General features: G+C 68.5%; 15 protein-coding genes. 6 read left to right on the top strand and 9 right to left on the bottom strand.

Going from position 1 to position 18,399, the window contains the following annotated elements:
* Positions 1–40 precede the first annotated feature (40 nt).
* Positions 41–3,313 carry an Rne/Rng family ribonuclease gene (locus ACTIGJ_RS12965; protein ID WP_439640744.1) on the bottom strand — a complete coding sequence of 1,091 codons (3,273 nt, stop codon included), beginning with the start codon at positions 3,311–3,313 and terminating at the stop codon, positions 41–43.
* A gap of 491 nt (positions 3,314–3,804) precedes the next feature.
* On the opposite strand from ACTIGJ_RS12965, the gene ACTIGJ_RS12960 reads away from it, so the two are divergent.
* The 4 genes from ACTIGJ_RS12960 to ACTIGJ_RS12945 all read left to right on the top strand — a co-directional run bounded on the left by ACTIGJ_RS12960 (position 3,805) and on the right by ACTIGJ_RS12945 (position 6,690).
* Positions 3,805–5,238, top strand: coding sequence for an RluA family pseudouridine synthase (locus ACTIGJ_RS12960; RefSeq protein WP_439640743.1), 1,434 nt, complete (start codon positions 3,805–3,807; stop codon positions 5,236–5,238).
* A gap of 4 nt (positions 5,239–5,242) precedes the next feature.
* Complete coding sequence (locus ACTIGJ_RS12955; RefSeq protein ID WP_439640742.1) at positions 5,243–5,896, top strand: HAD-IA family hydrolase; 654 nt, start codon at positions 5,243–5,245, stop codon at positions 5,894–5,896.
* A gap of 20 nt (positions 5,897–5,916) precedes the next feature.
* Entirely contained in the window at positions 5,917–6,342 is a 426-nt protein-coding gene (locus tag ACTIGJ_RS12950) for a hypothetical protein (RefSeq protein ID WP_439640741.1), read from the top strand.
* Positions 6,343–6,426: 84 nt separating this feature from the next.
* Positions 6,427–6,690 carry a hypothetical protein gene (locus ACTIGJ_RS12945; protein WP_439640740.1) on the top strand — a complete coding sequence of 88 codons (264 nt, stop codon included), beginning with the start codon at positions 6,427–6,429 and terminating at the stop codon, positions 6,688–6,690.
* Positions 6,691–6,942: 252 nt separating this feature from the next.
* On the opposite strand, the gene ACTIGJ_RS12940 is transcribed toward ACTIGJ_RS12945, so the two are convergent.
* A complete protein-coding gene (locus ACTIGJ_RS12940) occupies positions 6,943–7,539 on the bottom strand; it encodes a Maf family protein (protein ID WP_439640739.1) in 597 nt (198 codons plus the stop codon).
* A gap of 135 nt (positions 7,540–7,674) precedes the next feature.
* On the opposite strand from ACTIGJ_RS12940, the gene ACTIGJ_RS12935 reads away from it, so the two are divergent.
* Positions 7,675–9,066, top strand: a complete 1,392-nt coding sequence (locus ACTIGJ_RS12935; protein WP_439640738.1) for a thrombospondin type 3 repeat-containing protein — start codon at positions 7,675–7,677, stop codon at positions 9,064–9,066.
* On the opposite strand, the gene hemH is transcribed toward ACTIGJ_RS12935, so the two are convergent.
* Positions 9,051–10,178, bottom strand: coding sequence for a ferrochelatase (gene hemH, locus ACTIGJ_RS12930; RefSeq protein ID WP_439640737.1), 1,128 nt, complete (start codon positions 10,176–10,178; stop codon positions 9,051–9,053). The two genes, ACTIGJ_RS12935 and hemH, sit on opposite strands and share 16 nt — an antisense overlap.
* 189 nt (positions 10,179–10,367) lie before the next feature.
* Here hemH and ACTIGJ_RS12925 point away from each other — a divergent pair, with 189 nt between their 5' ends.
* Complete coding sequence (locus ACTIGJ_RS12925) at positions 10,368–11,660, top strand: O-acetylhomoserine aminocarboxypropyltransferase/cysteine synthase family protein (RefSeq protein ID WP_439640736.1); 1,293 nt, start codon at positions 10,368–10,370, stop codon at positions 11,658–11,660.
* Positions 11,661–11,695: 35 nt separating this feature from the next.
* Here ACTIGJ_RS12925 and ACTIGJ_RS12920 read toward each other — a convergent pair whose 3' ends face one another.
* The 6 genes from ACTIGJ_RS12920 to ACTIGJ_RS12895 form a co-directional block, all read right to left on the bottom strand.
* On the bottom strand, positions 11,696–13,360 hold the full coding sequence (locus tag ACTIGJ_RS12920; protein WP_439640735.1) for an alanine/glycine:cation symporter family protein: 1,665 nt from the start codon (positions 13,358–13,360) through the stop codon (positions 11,696–11,698).
* Positions 13,361–13,369: 9 nt separating this feature from the next.
* Positions 13,370–14,788, bottom strand: coding sequence for an APC family permease (locus tag ACTIGJ_RS12915; protein ID WP_439640734.1), 1,419 nt, complete (start codon positions 14,786–14,788; stop codon positions 13,370–13,372).
* A 125-nt stretch (positions 14,789–14,913) separates the two neighbouring features.
* Complete coding sequence (locus ACTIGJ_RS12910) at positions 14,914–16,194, bottom strand: acetyl-CoA C-acetyltransferase (protein WP_439640733.1); 1,281 nt, start codon at positions 16,192–16,194, stop codon at positions 14,914–14,916.
* Positions 16,195–16,366: 172 nt separating this feature from the next.
* Positions 16,367–16,621, bottom strand: coding sequence for a hypothetical protein (locus tag ACTIGJ_RS12905; RefSeq protein ID WP_439640732.1), 255 nt, complete (start codon positions 16,619–16,621; stop codon positions 16,367–16,369).
* Positions 16,622–16,724: 103 nt separating this feature from the next.
* Complete coding sequence (locus ACTIGJ_RS12900; RefSeq protein WP_439640731.1) at positions 16,725–17,048, bottom strand: 2Fe-2S iron-sulfur cluster-binding protein; 324 nt, start codon at positions 17,046–17,048, stop codon at positions 16,725–16,727.
* 27 nt (positions 17,049–17,075) lie between these two features.
* A complete protein-coding gene (locus ACTIGJ_RS12895) occupies positions 17,076–18,344 on the bottom strand; it encodes a cytochrome P450 (RefSeq protein ID WP_439640730.1) in 1,269 nt (422 codons plus the stop codon).
* Positions 18,345–18,399 lie beyond the last annotated feature (55 nt).

Here is an 18,399-nt window from a genome sequence, read left to right as displayed (position 1 = left end):
CCCCTGTGCGGGGCCAAGCCGGCCAGCGCCGTTGCCGGGCTCAGGCGACCGTGTCGGACTTCTTCACGGCGCTGTCGTCGGTGCTGCCATCGGTGGCGGCAGCCGGCGCAGCCTCGTCGGCCGTCGCTGCCGGGACCGCCGCCACAACCGCTGCCGGTTCGGCCGCCGTTGCCGGCGTCACGGCCGGTTCGATGGCCGCAGCGGCTGCTTCGACCGCCACCGGCGGTTCCGCGATCGGCGCCGGCTCGGCGGCTGCCACGGCCTCGACGGCGACGGGCGGGGCGACTTCCACCACCACCGGCGCTTCGGCCACCACCAGCGGTGCGGCCGGCACCGGTTCGGCGACCTGTACGGGGGCTGCGACCGGCGTCTCGACGGCCGCGACCTCGGCCCCCGGCTTGGCTACTGGCTCGGCCGGCGTTTCGACTGCGGCCACCGGCGGCGGCGTTTCGACGGCCGCGATCACCACGGCCGCTTCGGCAACCGGCGCCGCGTCTTGCACCGGTGCAGCCGGCGCGGCGGCCTGGGTTTCTTCGGCGGCCGCCACGACAACTGCGGCTGCTGCGGTCTCGACGCGCGCCGGACGCTGGTCTCGGCGCGGCGCGTAGCCGGGTTCGTCGCTCGACGGCAGCACTTCGAGAGCCGCCGGATCGAACATCGGCGGAATCTCGTCGGCACCGTTCAGGCCGCCGGCGGCGAGTTCGTTGTCATCGCCATCTGCGGCATCGTCCGCCGCCTCGCCTTCGCTGCCGGGTACGGCGTTCGGGTTGCGTTCGCCGGCTTCGCCGTTGCGGCCACGGCCACGGCCGCGCCGTCCACGCCGACCGCGCCGGCTGCCGCCTTCGCGCGCTTCGCCATTGGCGGCGGTGGCGGCCGGATCGGCTGCCGCGGCCTCGCCTTCAGCGGGGTTGTCGACGGCCGTCGACGCCAGCAGCGCGCTCATCGATTCCACCGGCGCGGCGGCTGTGGTGGCATCGGCCAGCAGCGGCGCGCCGACCACGGCGGCTGCGACGGCGGCGGCTGGCAACTCGCCATCCGCAGCAGCTGCTGCCGCTGCCGGACGCGGTGCCGGATTCTGCGGCTGGCGCGGTGCCTGCGGCTGGCGCGGCGGCTGCTGGCCGCGCTCGCCACGTCCTTCGCCACGGCCGTCCTGGCGCGCGTCCTGGCGGCCCTGGCCGCCGTTCGGGTTCTGAGGCCGGTTGTTGTTGCCGTTGCCGTTGCTGGCGCCGTCGGCACGCGGTTCGTTGCCGTTGCGGCCGTCGCGGCGCGGCTGCTGCTGGCCGTCGCGGCGCGCATCGCGGTTGCCATCGCGATTGCCGTCGCGGCCGCCGTCCTGGCGACCGTCGCGGCGCTGCTGGCTGTCCTGCGGCCGGCCGCCGTCGCGGCGTCCGTCTCGGTTGCCGTCACGTCCGCCATCACGGCCCTGGCGCTGCTGGCCGCCCTGCTGCTGGCCGCCGTTGCGCGCGCCCTGCGGCGGGCGCTGGCCGTTGCTGTTGCCGTCGGCCTTGCGGGCTGGCGCGGCGGTGTCGCTGGCGCGCTTGCCGATGCCGAACAGGCGCAGCACCCAGGCGAAGAAGCCGCCCGGGGCCACCGGCTTCAGCACGGCCGCCGGTGCCGGCGGCTGCGCCTTGGTGGCAGCGGGTGCCGCAACAGTCGGGTCCGGCGCATCCAGCGGCAGCGGGGCTGGTGCATTCGGCAGCAGCGCCTTGACGGCCGCTTCGCCGGAGGCGCCGCGCGGCCCCTGCGGGGTGCCGCTGCCGACCAGCGCGGCGCGCGCCTCGGCCTTGAAGTCCTGCGGCAGGCGGTAGCTCATACCGGCGTTTTCACCCTGCGACAGGTGGTCGGTGCGGATGCGCAGGATTTCGTACTTCGGCGTTTCCAGTGTCTCGTTCGGCACCAGGGTGACGACCACCATGTAGCGCGATTCCAGCTCGCCGATCACGCCGCGCTTCTCGTTCAGCAGGAAGGTGGCGACATCGACCGGCAGCTGCGCGATCACGCGCCCGGTGCGGTCCTTCATGCACTCCTCCTCGATCAGGCGGAGTGCGGCCAGCGCCAGCGATTCGACCGAACGGATCTGGCCGCGGCCTTCGCAGCGCGGGCAGGCGATCTGGGTGTGTTCGGACAGGCTGGGACGCAGCCGCTGGCGGCTCATTTCCAGCAGGCCGAAGCGGCTCAGGCGGCCGACCTGCACGCGGGCGCGGTCGATCTCGCAGGCTTCCTGCACCGCCTTCTCGACCTCGCGCTGGTTCTTGGTTGAGTTCATGTCGATGAAATCGATCACGATCAGGCCACCGAGATCGCGCAGACGCAGCTGGCGGGCGATTTCCTCGGCTGCTTCCAGATTGGTCTGCAGCGCGGTTTCCTCGATGCCGCCACCGCCGGTCGCCTTCGCCGAGTTGATGTCGATCGCGGTCAGCGCTTCAGTGTGGTCGATGACGATCGAGCCGCCGGACGGCAGGCGGACCATGCGCTCATGCGCCGATTCGATCTGGCTTTCGACCTGGTAACGCGAGAACAGCGGGATATCGTCGCGGTACAGCTTCAGCTTGTGCTTCTCGGCCGGCATCGAGCGCTCCATCTGCGCCCGGGCTTCCTCGTAGATCTCGGCGTTGTCGACGATCACCTCGCCGATGTCCGGGCGCAGGTAGTCGCGCAGCGCCCGCAGGACGACGTTGTTTTCCTTGTACAGCGGGAACGGCGCCGGCAGCTCGCTGGCGGCCTGGGTGATGCGGCCCCAGGTGTCGGCCAGCTGGTCGAGGTCGGTCTGCAGCTCGGGGGCCGAGCGACCGATGCCGTTGGTGCGGACGATAATGCCCATGCCGTCCGGGATGGTCAGTGCCGCCAGCGCTTCGCGCGCTTCCTCGCGTTCCTCGCCCTCGACGCGCCGGGAAATGCCGCCGGCCTTCGGGTTGTTCGGCATCAGCACCAGGTAGCGGCCGGCTAGGCTGACGTAGGTGGTCAGCGCCGCACCCTTGTTGCCGCGCTCTTCCTTTTCGACCTGGACGATGATCTCCGAGCCTTCGGCGATCAGTTCCCGCATGTTGTTCTTGCCGCCGCCGGCCGGGGCATTCGGCCGGTAGTAGTCGCGGTGGATTTCCTTCAGCGGCAGGAAGCCGTGACGTTCCGCGCCGTAGTCGACGAAGCAGGCCTCGAGGCTCGGCTCGACGCGGGTGATCTTGCCCTTGTAGACGTTGGACTTGCGCTGTTCGCGCGAGGCCAGTTCGATGTCAAGGTCGTAAAGCTTTTGCCCGTCGACGATGCCCACGCGCAATTCCTCGCGCTGTGTGGCGTTGATCAGGATTCTTTTCATGGTGGCGGTCTCGAATGCTGTCTGTTGACACGCTCGACCGCGCGACACGGGATGCGGCGCGTCTGTGGCGCGCCTCGATCGTTACGAAATTGTGAGGGTTCGATCGTCGATTCATCCCCGCCTCGTGCGGGAACGCTGTATGTGCGGAACGCCGACCCTTCAGGGGGCAGCGTGCTGATGGCTAGCGGAATTGGCGCTGGCAAGGCGGACGGTTTTGTTACCATGCGCACCCGCTGAGTCCTGCCAGGGCCCCGGCGACAACCCGTGGGTCGATCGCTGAGTTTTTCGTCTGGCACCTGCGCGACAGACGTACCGAAGTGTGCCACGAACTTCCTGCCTGCGGTAGTTTTGCGTTGCCGCTCAAGGGCATGGCTCGAACCGGCCAGCCCCGACCTGCAACGGCGGTGTCACCGACCCATCGGTTGGCCGCCGGATCCCGGCGTCACGGTCCTGACGCACTGCCGTAACCACGTTGTCCCGCCGAGATCGCCGTGAATCGCAAGCCTGCTGCCAAGTCCGCCGCTTCCCGTCCGGGCGCCCGGCCACCCGCCCGCAAGGCTGCGCCGGCGGCCGGCCGCGCCGCCGGCAAGCCGGCCGCCCGCAGCGGAGGCGGTGGCGGTCATCCGCCGCGTGCGGCGCGGCCGGCGGGAGGCAAGCCTGGCTATGCGCCGCGCCAGAAGGGTGACTGGAACAATGTGCTGAACCCGCCACCGGCGCGGTCAGACAAGCCGGCCGGCCGGCCGGCGGCAGCGGCCCCGGCAGATCGCGCCGCCGCGCGTAGCAAGGATGCCGGACGTCCGAAAGTGGCACGGCCGGCTGCGGCCGGCCCGGCACGGCCGGCGTCGAAACCGGCTGCGAAGGCCGCGTCCGGCAAACCGTTCTCCGGCCGGCCGGCCGCGCCGGCGCGGAAGAAGGTCCACGCGCCGAAGTTCAACCCGGTGTCGCGCGCGGCCGTGAAAGCCAAGGTCGCCGAGCCGGCCAACCTGCCGAGCGTGGTCGTGCACATGACGATCGGCCCGAACGAGGACGGCCAGCGCATCGACAACTACCTGATGAAGTGCCTGCCGGGCGTGCCGAAATCGCACATCTACCTGATCCTGCGTTCCGGGCAGGTGCGGGTGGACGGCGGCCGGGCGAAGCCGGACCGCAAGCTGGCGCTGGGCGAGGAGGTGCGCATTCCGCCGGTGCGGATCGCCGAGAAAACCGAGCAGGTGCGGGCGCCGGATGCGGTGCTGAACCGTCTTCGCGAAGCCATCGTCCACGAGGACGAGCATTACCTGGCGATCTGCAAGCCGGCCGGGCTCGCCTCGCACGGCGGCACCGGCATCGCCTACGGCGTCATCGAGGCGGCGCGCAGCTGGGGCAAGTACGACTTCCTGGAACTGGCCCACCGTCTCGATCGCGACACCAGCGGCGTGCTGCTGCTGGCGAAATCCCGCCCGGGCCTGCTGCGCGCCCAGCGCGCGTTCCGCGAAGGTCTGGCCGACAAGCGCTATTTCGCGCTGCTGGTCGGCCGACTGCAGGGCGGCGCACGCGATGTCGACGCCGCGCTGGTCAAGCGGGCCATTCCCGGCGGCGAGCGGTTCGTCGATATCGACGAGGAGGACGGCAAGCCGTCGAAGTCGCGCTTCGTGCCGCAGGCGCACTACAAGGACGCCACGCTCTGCGAGGTGCACATCTTTTCTGGCCGCACCCACCAGATTCGCGTGCACGCACTGGCGCTCGGCCATCCAGTGGCCGGCGACCGCAAGTACGGCCTCCGCGACGACCAGAAGCCGATCCGCGACAAGGGTCTGCGGCGGATGTTCCTGCATTCCCATTTCCTGCAGCTGCCGGCCGACGGCGAGTTCGGCAAGCTGATCCTGAACGCGCCGATGACCGGGGAGCTGCGCGAGTTCCTCGACGTGCTCGGGCCGGGACGCTGAGCACATGGCGGCGTTCGAGCTGCTGATCTTCGACTGGGATGGAACCCTCGCCGATTCGGCCGGGCTGATCGTCAGCACCACGCAGGCCGCGATCCGCGATCTCGGCCTGCCGCCGCGCGAGAACCACCAGATCGCAGAGCTGATCGGCCTCGGGCTGGAAGACGGCATGCGCCGCCTGTATCCGGAGTTCGACCCGCAGTGGGTGATGCGCCAGCTGATGCTGCATCGCCGGGAATCCGGGCTGAAGATCCATTCGACGCCGCTGTTCGACGGCGCCGCCGACGCGCTGGCCGAACTGCGCGGCCTCGGCTTCCGGCTGGCGGTGGCCACCGGCAAGCCGCGCGCCGGGCTGGAAGGCGCCTTCGACGATCACGGCCACGTCCGGCCGCTGTTCGAGACCAGCCGCTGCGCCGACGAAACCGCCGACAAGCCGCATCCGCTGATGCTCGAGGAAATCCTGCGCGAGACCGGCGTCCCCCCTGAGCGGGCGCTGATGATCGGCGACACCGAATACGACGTGGCGATGGCCCGGGCGATCGGCATGCCGGCGCTCGGCGTGGCCTGCGGCGTTCATGAACCTGGCCGCCTGTACAAGGCTGGCGCGCGGGCGGTGGTCGACGGGGTCCATGCGCTGCCGGCGTGGTTGGCTGGCGGCTAACCTACGTTGGACCTAAAAGAGTGAACGAACGACCGAACTTGCTTCAGCTCCGCCCCAGCATTGAGCGAGAGCTTCAAGACATTGGCGCTGTTATCACCCAGTGCACCGAGAGTCAGTTGCAGTTCAAGGGTGGCGTAATCACGTATCGGCCTCTAATCAATCTGGTAGGCGGCTCCATTTACGTCACTACGAGTAACAGCATTGCGTCCTCCGCTCGTATCTCGTTCACCACCGTTATGCTGCTTCTCATGGCCGGATTCATTGCTCTTCCGTTCTCTCTTGCTGCAATTTTCTTTCTTCCAGTTTCCCTGGTGCTTCTGTTCGCGGCTGCTATCGTCATGGCTTTGGCTTGGGGGCACGCCGAGCAATGGCTTGTTCAGTTGGTGGAGCGAGCCGTGGTCCAACAAAGGGCTCCACGCGACGGCTTCGCCCCGCGTGAGCTTTAGTGCTGGGCAGCGTTTCGGGCCTGTGACCGTGCATCGGCGGGCGACGGCTAGACTTTAGCGAGAGTAGGTATCAGTGAGTAGCTCATGTTCAGCCCCTTCGTCGGCAGCACGCTGTTGCTCGCCACGTTCCACGCTTCGGCGCAATCCTCTGGATCAGTAACACCAGCCGCTTCTTGTGGCGGAACGAAGAGCGTCGGCATGATGCTTTTTAACTTCCAGGCTCCGTTCGTTTCAGAGACCTTTGCGAGGCGGATCGCGCAGATCGTGATCGAGGAGAAATATCCTCAATCCAGTTCGTTGCCGCAGGTCCAAGCGTCGCTTTGGACGCTGGGAGCGTCTGGAAGATAACGCTGAAAAATGCGCTGGTTTCCCCCGGCGACAAGGGCGATACCCCGACGATCAACGACCTGCCGTCACCGCGAGATCTCACGGTCGAGATTTGTAAGTTCAACGCGGCGGTACTCAGCATCAACTGAACTACGAGGTCAGACGCCACATTTGACTCGTGCCGCCCAGCAAGCCGCTGTGCGTGACTCCGCGCGGGGCATTTGCTTGGCCGGATGGAACTGTGTGGGCGTGGCCGCGCGTGAGCTACGGCGTTCAAGGCAGCGGCTGGCCGATCGTCGCCAGCAGCCGCCGCACCGCGATCAGCGGCAGGCCGACGAGGCCGGTCGCATCGTCGGACTCGATCGCTTCGACCAGCGCGATGCCGAGCCCTTCGCTCTTGAAGCTGCCGGCGCAGTCGAAAGCCGGTTCGGCATCGACATAGCGTTCGATTTCCCCGGCCGTCAGCGGGCGGAAACGCACGCGGGTCAGATCGACGTGGCGATGTACCGCACCGCTGGCCGCCTGGACCAGCGCGACAGCGGTGATGAAATCGACCTGCTGGCCGGATTGCGCGCGCAACTGGGCAATCGCGGCGTCCCGGCTGCCGGGCTTGCCCAGCACGCGATCGCCCAGCGCGGCGACCTGGTCAGAGCCCAGCACCCAGCGTTCCGGGAATCGCGCTGCCAGCCGCTGCGCCTTGACCTCCGCCAGCCGTTCGGCGAGCGCCTGTGGCGATTCGCCCGGAAGGCGGCTTTCGTCCGCATCCGAGGCAATTGCCTCGAATGGCACACCCAGCCGGGCCAGGAGGCTGGCGCGGTAGCGGGAGCCTGACGCGAGAACCAGCGGAAGACGCGGCGTGATGGGCGACATGGACAAAACAGGTCAGTGCGGAGCGTAGGAATGTTAATCCGGCGAAAATCCCCCCCGGATCGGGTACATTCGGTGCATTAGATTCGCAAATAACGCAGGTTAACTGCGATTCATTCTTAACGGGGACTCAATCTGATGAATTCCACCGCACGCTCCCGAGCCTCGGCGCTGCTTGCCGTGCTGTTGCTCGGGCCGATGCAGCTGGCTGCGGCGCCCACGCTGGTGGTTGACGGCGATGGCGATGGCGTGTCCGACGAACTCGACGATTGCCCGTATACCCCCGCTGGCACCAAGGTGAATGCCGACGGTTGCAGCGTCGATGGCGATGCCGACGGCGACGGCGTGCCCGACACGGCGGACCAGTGCCCGTACTCGGTCGCCGGCACGCCAGTCGGCCCCGATGGCTGTGCGCTCGATGATGATTTCGACGGCGTCGCCAATGGCCGCGACCAGTGCCCGGCGACGCCGGCCGGCGAGCGCGTTGACGCCAATGGCTGCAGCCTTGATAGCGCCAGCGCTGCGGCGCCGGCTGATACGGCTCCGGCTCCGGCCGCAGCGCCGATTGCCGCCAGCACCCCGGCACCGGCAGCGACGCCGGCAGCCGCTGCTGCAGTCGACGGCAAGGCTGACGGCGATGCCGATGGCGTGCCCGATGTCATCGACCAGTGCCCTTATTCGGTGCGCGGCGCACGCGTCGACGCCGAGGGCTGTTCGCTGGATGACGATTTCGACGGCGTCGCCAATGGCCGCGATCGCTGCCCCGGCACGGCGCTCGGCGAGCGGGTCGACGAAAACGGCTGCACGGCGACCGCCTCGACAGCTGCACCGGCGGCCGTGGTCGCCACCACGCCGCCGACGGCCGCCACCGACAGCCCGCCGCAGCCGCTGGTGACTGCGCCTCCGGCCGCGCCGGCCGCTGCTCCGGCGCCGGCAACGCCGGCGCCCGCCAAGCCGGCCGCACCGCTGGCCCGGGGAGCGGAGCCGCCGCCGCCGGAGCCGACCATCGTGCCGGGCGATACGCCGGCGCCGGTTGAGCCGCCCGCCACGGCGGCCACCGCCCTGCCGCTGCCGCCACCGGCTGCGACTCCGCCGGTCGTCGAGACGCCGGCCGTGGCCTTGCCGCCTGCCGCTGCGGCTGCTTCGGCACCGGTCGAGAACCCGCCGCAGGTGCGCCGCCAGCCGAATGTTCCGGTGATTACCCTGACGCCCGGCGACGTGCTGAAGCTGCAGCGCGATCCGCGCGTCAATGCATCGGAATTCGCGCCGCAGCCGGCGCCGGTGCCGTCGTCGTCACCGTCATCGGCGCCGGCCGTGGAAAAGGTGCCGTCGGTGAACCTGTCGCCGTCGGGCGGGTCGCCCGGGCAGCCGGTGCCGGCCGTGAGCCAGCCGGCACCGCAGCCAGCGGTTCGCCGTCAGCCGAGCGTGCCGCAGGTGCAGTTGAAGCCGGATGCGCTGCCGTCACCGGATGCGCGCACCGGCACGGTCCGCCTGCCGGCGTCGCCGCCGCCGGCTCAGCCGGTGCCCTGAAGCGCCGGCAGTACCTGGCCCCGGAACGCCGGCTCCAGCGCGGCGGCCCGGGCCAGGCGGGTGTCGACTTCGCCGGGTTGCGGCAGCGGCATCAGCCAGCCGGCGAGGGCATCTTCGAGCAGGCCGGCGATCATCTCGATGTGCTCGTCGTGGTCGTTGAGCGCCGGGATGTAGCGGAACGCGCGACCGCCGTGCGCAACGAAATCCTCGGCGACGCCGATCGAGATTTCCTCCAGGGTTTCCAGACAGTCGGCTGCGAAGCCGGGGCAGATGACATCCAGCGTCTTCACGCCGCGCGTGGCCAGCGCGCGCACCGTGGCATCGGTGTACGGCTGCACCCAGGGCGCCTTGCCGAAGCGGCTCTGGAAGCTGATCGAATAAGCATCCTTCGGCAGTTCCAGCGCTTCGGCCAGCAGGCGGCCGGTCTTCTGGCACTGGCAGTAGTAGGGATCACCAGCGGTCACGTAGTGCTGCGGCACGCCGTGGAACGACATCAGCAGGTGATCGCCCCGGCCCTGGGTGTCCCAGTGCCGGCGCACGCTGTTGGCCAGCGCGGCGATGTGGCTGGGATGGTCGTGGTAGCTGCTCATCGTCCGCAGTTCCGGCATCCAGCGGCGCTTCTGCGTTTCGGCGAACACGGTGTCGAAGCAGGCGGCGGTCGTCGAGCCGGAATACTGCGGGTACAGCGGCAGTACGACGATCCGCCGCACGCCCTGCTGTTCGAGCGCGGCGATCGCCGATTCCACGCTCGGGTTGCCATAGGTCATCGCCAGTTCCACCGGTACGTCGCGGCCGTGCTGGGCGGCCAGCAGGGCCTTCAGCTTGGTCGCCTGGCGCCGGGAATGGACCAGCAGCGGCGAGCCCTCGTCCATCCAGATCGAGCCGTAGGCATGGGCCAGGCGCTTCGGCCGGAACGGCACGATGAACAGGTAGAGGATCGGCAGCCACAGCGCGCGCGGCAGTTCGACCACGCGCGGGTCGCCGAGGAACTGGGCGAGGTAGCGGCGGATCGCCGGGCCGGTGGGCGCGTCGGGCGAGCCGAGATTCATCAGCAGCACGCCGGTGCGGCCGGTGGCGCGATGGGCGATGTCGGTGAGGTTGGGCGGGTTCATGCGGATCGGGAATTCAGGGCACACAGTGTATCGGTGGCGGCGTCGCCGGGCCGGGCCAATGCCACGCGACGCGTTTGGACTTTCCTTGGAACCGTACGGCCGGTGTAGCGTCTGCATCCGCGAACCGTCCAGCGTTGACGGCGCGTGCATGACCCCTGTCCGACACTACAACCCCGCCGAGAACGACACATGTCCGATACCCCGCTGCGCTTCGAGACCCTGGCCATCCACGCCGGCTACCAGCCGGACCCGACGACCCGCGCGGTCGCGGTGCCGATCTACCAGACCGTGGCGTTCGCCTTCGACGACACCCAGCACGGTGCCGACCTGTTCGACCTGAAGGTGGCCGGCAACATCTATTCGCGGATCATGAATCCGACCAACGATGTGCTGGAGCAGCGGCTGGCGGCGCTCGAAGGCGGCATCGGCGCGCTGGCGCTGGCTTCCGGCCAGGCGGCGGTGACCTATGCGATCCAGACCATCGCTGGCGTCGGCGACAACATCGTGTCGGCCAGCACGCTGTACGGCGGCACCTACAACCTGTTCGCCCACACCTTGCCGCAGTTCGGCATCGAGACGCGCTTCGCCGATCCGCGCAATCCGGCCAGTTTCGCGCCGCTGATCGACGCCAGGACCAAGGCGGTGTTCATCGAATCGATCGGCAACCCGCTCGGCAATGTCACCGACATCGCCGCGATCGCCACGATCGCCCACGCCGCCGGCGTGCCGCTGATCGTCGACAACACGGTGGCCACACCGTACCTGTTGCGGCCAATCGAGCACGGCGCCGACATCGTCGTGCACTCGCTGACCAAGTACCTCGGCGGCCACGGCACGACGCTCGGCGGCGCCATCGTCGATTCCGGCAAGTTTCCGTGGTCCGAGCACAAGGCGCGCTTCCCGCGCCTCAACGAGCCGGACCCGAGCTATCACGGCGTCGTCTACACCGAAGCGCTCGGGCCGGCGGCCTACATCGGCCGCGCCCGCGTGGTGCCGCTGCGCAACACCGGCGCGGCGCTGTCGCCGTTCAACGCCTTCCAGATCCTGACCGGCATCGAGACCTTGGCGCTGCGCATGGACCGGATCACCGACAACGCGATCAAGGTCGCCCGTTTCCTGAAGGCGCAGCCGCAGGTGAAGTGGGTCGGCTACGCCGGCCTGGAAGACCATCCGCAGCATGCACTGGCCCAGACCTACTTCGGCGGCCGGGCGTCGGGGATCATCACCTTCGGGCTCAGCGGTGGCCGGGCGGCCGGCGCCCGCTTCCAGGATGCGCTGAAGCTGTTCACGCGGCTGGTCAACATCGGCGATGCCAAGTCGCTGGCCACCCATCCGGCGTCGACGACGCACCGCCAGCTGTCACCGGCGGAGCTGGAAAAGGCCGGCGTCAGCGAGGACACCGTGCGGCTGTCGATCGGCATCGAGCACATCGACGACCTGATCGCCGATCTCAGCCAGGCGATCGCTGCCGCCAGCGCCTGAGCCCAAGGGTTGAGACGATCCGCCGGTGCGTCGATTCAGGACGGCCGGCGGATCTCGCCGGCCGCAAGGCGACGGAAGTAGCCGTGGTAGGCGGCCATCGCCTTGTGGCCGAGCACCAGCATCAGCGGCAGGTTGACCAGGTACATGAAGCCCAAGCCGACGGTGGAGATCGCATCGAGCTGGCCCGAGGTCTCGATGAAGCCGAAACAGGCCACAGCCGCTGCCACGCACCACGTGATCCGGTACGGCGTGATCGCCTGCGGTCCGATCAGGTAGATCACGCCCTGCTCGCCGTAGTAGCCGTAGCTGATGATGCAGGACAGGCCGAACACCCAGACGGCGATGGTAATCAGCCAGCGGCCGAGCCCCGGATGCACCTTGTCGAAGCCCTTGGCGACCAGGGTGGAGCCGCGGTAGTCGGCGTAGACGCCGGCATCCAGCAGGGTCGGCGCGCGAGCCGCTTCCAGTGGCATCCAGCGCAGTGACTGCGCGTCGTCACCGAGCACGCCGTAGAGCCGCGTGCGGCTGCCGCCGTTGTCGACCATCACGAATACCGGCGCGCCGGGCTTCCATTCTTCGCGCATCGCGCCGGACTGCTCGGGAATGCGGGCGAGATCCGGCTGCCAGTGGCCGGGTGCGGCTTCGACGATCGCCGGTGGCGTGCTCCACAGCGCGGCCGGCGCCCGGTTCCAGATGCCGGTGGCCAGCACGACGAGGCCGGTCACGGTGCAGACGAAGATCGTGTCGATGAACGGCTCCAGTCCGGCCACCACGCCTTCGGTGACCGGCTCCGGCGTCTTCACCGCAGCATGCGCGATCGGCGCGGTGCCGAGGCCCGCCTCGCTGGAGAACAGCGCCCGCTTCATGCCCCACATGAACGCACCGCCCATGCTGCCGCCAGCGAAGGCGCCAACGCCCTCGGTCGGCGAGAACGCGCTGCTGACGATCAGGGAGAACAGCGCCGGCAGGCTGTCGGCCTCGTGCAGGATCACGTAGACGCCGACGATCACGTAGACGCCGCACTTGAAAGGCACCAGCGTCTTGGTGACGTTGCCGATGCGCCGGATGCCGCCGAGGATCACGGCGGCGGCGGCGCTGGCCAGGATCACGCCGGTCAGCCAGGTCGGCACGCCGAAGTACTCGCGGGTGGTGTCGGCCACGCTCCAGGTCTGGAACATGTTGCCGCCGGTGAACGCGAACAGCAGCAGCGCGAAACAGAAAAACACACCGACGACGCGGCCGAACGGCTTCAGCTTCGGATTCAGCTGCGCCAGGCCATCACGGGCGACATACATCGCACCGCCATGCGGATTGCCGGGCTCGGAGGTGTCGCGGTAGAGCAGCGACAAGGTCACTTCGGTGGTCTTCAGCGCCATGCCGATCAGGCCGACCACCCACATCCAGAACACCGCACCCGGGCCGCCGAAATCGACCGCGATCGCCATGCCGGCGATGGCACCCAGGCCGACCGTGCCGCTCATCGCCGCGGTCAGCGCCTGGAAGTGGGTCAGCGCCCCTTCACCGTGGGCGGTGTCGATGCCGCGGCCGGCGACCAGCGCCATGCCGTGGGTCAGCGAGCGGTACTGGCAGAACTTGCTCCAGGCCGAGAACAGCAGGCCGATGCCGAGCAGCGCCAGCAGCATGGGCACTGACAGCAGCGTGTTGTTGACGGCGTCGATCGCTGCCCAGAAGACTTCCATGGCCGCGCCTCAGGCCTTGGCGAGCTTGGAGTGGCTGCGCGAATAGCCGAAGTAGATCGCCTGGCCGATGGCCAGCCAGATCGCGAACGCCGTCCAGGTGGTCTGGCCGAGACGGGTCATCAGATAGCCGCAGGACAGCACGCCGAGCACCGGCAGCAGCGGCCCGAACGGTGCCTTGAACGGCCGCTTCAGATCGGGCCGGGTACGGCGCAGCACCAGTACGCCGACGCAGGCGATGACGAACGCGCCGAGCGTGCCGATGTTGGCGGTGTCGGCCAGTTCGCCGAGCGGCACGAAGCCGCCGAGCAGCAGCATGATCAGGCCGGCGGCGACGATCGAGCCGACCGGCGTGCGGGTTTCCGGATGCAGCGTGGCGAAGAACGGCGGCAGCTGGCCATCGCGGGAAATCGCGAACAGCACGCGGGTCAGGCCGTAGAACATCACCAGCATCACCGTGGTCAGGCCGGCGATGGCGCCGATCGAGATCAGCCCGGCGGCGGTCTTCTGGCCGATCTGCAGCAGCGAGTAGGCGACCGGCGAGCCGACATTGAGCGAGGTGTACGGCACGATGCCGGTCAGCAGGCCGGACACCACGATGTAGAGGATCGTGCAGGCACCGAGCGAGCCGAGGATGCCGATCGGCAGGTCGCGCGACGGCTTCTTGGTTTCCTCGGCGGCGGTCGACACTGCATCGAAGCCGAGATAGGCGAAGAAGATCTTCGAGGCGCCGTCGAACACGCCGCCCCAGCCGAAGTGCGAGGTGCCGTCGGCATCGACCACGGCGTCCGGAATGAACGGATGCCACAAGGTTGGGTCGACGTGGAACACCGCCACCCCGATGAACAGGAAGATGGTCGCCAGCTTCACGGCGACGATGATGGCGTTGAAGATCGCACCGATCTTGGCGCCGACCACCAGCAGGATGCCGAGCGCGAAGATGATCAGCATCGCCGGCAGGTTCATCACGCTGCCGGCGTGCTGGGTGTCGAGAAAGCTGTGGGTGATGGCGGCTGGCAGCTGCACGTCCTGCGACAGCAGCAGCGTGTTCAGGTACTCCGACCAGCCAGCCGACACCGCCGGCACCGCCACTGCGTATTCGAGCACCAGCATCCAGCCGATGATCCAGGCCGGCCATTCGCCCAAGCCCGCATAGCCATAGCCGTAGGCGCTGCCGGCGCCGCCGATCGACGAGGCCAGTTCGGCGTACGAGAGTGCCGCGAAGGTGCAGGCCAGACCGGCCACGATGAACGACAGCACCACCGCCGGCCCGGCATTGACTGCCGCCGCCTTGCCGGTCAGCACGAAGATGCCGGTTCCGATGATCGCGCCGATGCCAAGCATCACCAGATCGAAGGCGTTGAGGCTGCGCTTCAGGCCGGTGTTCTTTTCGAGATCGGTCTCGATCGCTTTGGTGCGGAACAGGCTCATCAACTTCTCCCCGGCAGCTGGCTATGGAAACGGCCCGCCGGTCGATGGACTGGCGGGCCGTCTGTTGTGCAGGGAGTATGCCGAGCGCGTTCCGTTTCGGTAAGGGAAACGCCGGCGCGCCGCGATCAGCCCTCGATGATTGCCGTCACGCCCATGCCGCCGGCGGTGCAGATCGAGATCAGGCCGCGGCCGCCACCGTTCTCGCTGATGATCTTGGCCAGCGTGGCGACGATGCGCGCGCCGGTCGCCGCGAACGGATGACCGAGGCCCAAGCTCGATCCACGAATGTTCATCCGCGAGCGGTCGATGCTGCCCAGCGGCTTGTCGAGGCCGAGGCGTTCCTTGCAGAACGTCGGGCTTTCCCAGGCCTTCAGCGTGCACAGCACCTGGGCGGCGAAGGCTTCGTGGATCTCGTAGAAGTCGAAGTCCTGCAGCTTGAGCCCCATCCGCGCCAGCATCCGCGGCACCGCGAAGGCCGGGGCGATCAGCAGGCCGTCCTTGCGGCCGGACGCGAAATCCACCGCTGCCGTTTCATAGGCGGTCAGATAGGCCAGCGGCTTGTGGCCGTGCGCCTTGGCCCAGTCGTCGGAGGCCAGCAGCACGGCGGCAGCGCCATCGGTCAGCGGCGTGGAATTGCCGGCGGTCAGCGTGCCGGCGGTCTTGTCGAACGCCGGCTTCAGCGAAGCCAGCTTGGCCAGCGTGGTGTCGCCGCGCAGGTTGTTGTCGCGGTTCAGGCCGGCGTACGGCACCACCAGATCGCCGAAGAAGCCGGAGTCGTAGGCCAGCGCGGCCTTCTGGTGCGATTCCAGTGCCAGCTGATCCTGCTCGGCGCGCGGAATGCCCCACTGCTTGGCCATCAGCTCGCAGTGCGCGCCCATGCTGAGACGGGTGCGCGGCTCGTTGTTGCCGGGGATCAGTGGCACCAGATGCTTCGGCCGGAACTTGGCGAACGCGGCCAGCCGCTGGCCGGCAGTCTTGGCGCGATTGGCTTCGAGCAGGATCTTGCGCAGGCCTTCGCCAACGCCGATCGGCGCATCCGACGCGGTATCGACACCGGCACCGATGCCGCTTTCGATCTGGCCGAGGGCGATCTTGCTGCCGACCGTCATCACCGTTTCCAGGCTGGTGCCGCAGGCCTGCTGCAGGTCATAGGCCGGCGTCTCGGCCGACAGGCCCGACGACAGCACGCATTCGCGGGTCAGGTTGAAATCGCGGGAGTGCTTGAGCACCGCACCGGCCGCGACTTCGCCAAGGCGCTCGCCGTGCAGCTGGTACTTGTCGACCACGCCCTTCAGCGTGGCGGTCAGCATGTCCGAGTTGCTGCGCGTGGCGTAGGCGCCGTTGGAACGGGCGAACGGAATGCGGCTGCCGCCAAGGATGGCGACCTTGCGGCCGTAGGGTTTCATCGACGAATTCTCCGAGCGAGGCGGGGCGGTGGGCGGCAACCTTCGGACATCGGGTTGCGGCCGGAGACCGCATATTGCGGCGCAGCATTCTAGCGCCAGAGCCGTCGAAGTTTACAAGTGTTTACTTTGTGGCTTCCCGGCCCGGTGCGCCGTCAGGCGCCGATGCCGCCTGTCAGAGCAGTTCGGTGCTGGCCACGACAGGCCGGTTCTCGCGGCTGCCGCGCATCGTCTTGCCGGGCTGGGTCGGATCGTTCGGCGAAATCAGCACGTGGTCGTCATGGACGGCGACCAGCATGCCGACGAACGGAAAGTCGTCGAAGCGATCCGGAATTCGGTAGCTCACCACGTCGCCCGGCTTGAACTGCGTGGCGTCGAGACTGAAACGGAACGGGCAGGCGCCGCCGCCCTCGGGGTCCAGGTGCTGCATGGCGGTGATCCTCGGGATGTCGGTCGGGTTCGGCTGACGCGAGCGCGTCAGCCGGAAAAGGCCTGGTACGGCGCAGCCCTCACGGTGTGCTGCACGCGCTGCACTAGTGCTGGTCGGTCGGCATCCGCAGCAGCAGGCCGTCGTGGGCATCGCCCAGTTCGATCTGGCAGGCCAGCCGGCTGTACGGCGTCGCGCCATCGGTCAGGGCCAGCATCTCGGATTCGATGCCGGGCCGCGCCGGGCCGATGCGGTCCAGCCAGTTCTGGTCGACCCAGACATGGCAGGTGCCGCAGGCCGCGACGCCGCCGCAGTCGCCATCGATGCCCGGTACGCGGTGGCTGACGGCGGCCTGCATCGCCGATTCGCCGCAGCTGGCGTTGACGACGTGCTCGACACCGGCAGCGGTGATGTAGGTGATCTTCGGCATGGTTTTCTCGGGAGTCGGGGCGGGTGGTCAGGCGTGCAGCCGGGTCTGGATGTCGAGGTAGCCGTGGATCAGGTTCGATGGCACCCGCAGCGGTTCGCCGATCACTTCGACCTGCGTGTAGCGCTTCAGCATCTCTTCCCACAGCACCCGGATCTGCATCTCGGCCAGGCGGTTGCCGAGGCAGCGGTGAATGCCGAAGCCGAACGACAGATGGCGGCGGGCGTTCGGCCGGTCGACGATGAAATCGTGCGGACGCTCGATCACGTCCTCGTCGCGGTTGCCGGACAGGTACCACATCACCACCTTGTCGCCCTTCTTGATCGGCTGGCCGCGGAATTCGACGTCCTCGATCGCGGTGCGCCGCATGTGCGCGATCGGCGTCTGCCAGCGGATCACTTCCGGCACCAGGCTGGCGAGCAGCGACGGGTCGGCCTTGGCCTTGGCGAACTCGGCCGGGTACAGATGGGCGGCCATCGCGCTGCCGGACATCGAGCTGCGCGTGGTGTCGTTGCCGCCGACGATCAATAGCACCAGCATGCCGATGAAGTCGGTCGGGGTCAGGCCCTGCATGGCGGGCGAATGGGCCAGCATCGAGATCAGGTCGGACTTCGGCGGCTGCGCCTTGCGCTCGTCCCAGAGGTTCTGGAAGTAGGCGAGGCAGTCCATCAGCTCGGCCGTGCGCTGTTCCCAGCTGTCGACCAGCCCGTAGCCCGGCCGCGTGGTGACGATGTCGCTCCAGCGGGTCAGCTTGGCGCGGTCGGCGAACGGGAAGTCGAGCAGCGTCGCCAGCATCATCGTGGTCAGCGGGATCGACACCTGCTCGACCCAGTTGAAGGTCTGGCCGAGCGGCAGGCTGTCGAACAGGTCCTTGGTCCGGCTGCGGATCAGGCTTTCGAAGCGCAGCAGGTTGGCCGGGGCCACGATCGGGCTGACCGCCATCCGGTGGATGTCATGGGTCGGCGGGTCCATGCCCAGGAAGTTCGGCAGCGAGATGCCGCCTTCCACCGCGTTCAGCGTGGTGTCGTCGAGCACGAAGCTGCCGTTGGTGTGATCCGACGAGAACTGCTTGTGGTTGGTGTCGATCGCGACGATGTCGTGGAACTTGGTGATCGACCAGTAGCCGCCGTACGGGCTGTCCTTGCACCAGTGCACCGGCGCTTCGCGGCGCAGGCGCTCGAAGTACGGTGCCAGGGCTTCCTGCTGGTAGAGCGAGACGTCGCTGACGTCGATGTCGGCGAGCGGCATCGTGCGGGCGCGCTCGACATGGTGCTGCGGGGGCTTCACGGCTGCGTTCATCGGACGGCTCCGGCTCGGGGATCAGGCTGGAGCGGCAGTGTCGGAAGCCCGGGCT

Source organism: Nevskia sp., from assembly GCF_051860985.1.
In the GTDB taxonomy this organism is placed as follows: Bacteria; Pseudomonadota; Gammaproteobacteria; order Nevskiales; family Nevskiaceae; genus Nevskia.
Note: the sequence above shows the minus strand (reverse complement) of the source record. Positions and strands in the feature narration are given on the sequence as shown.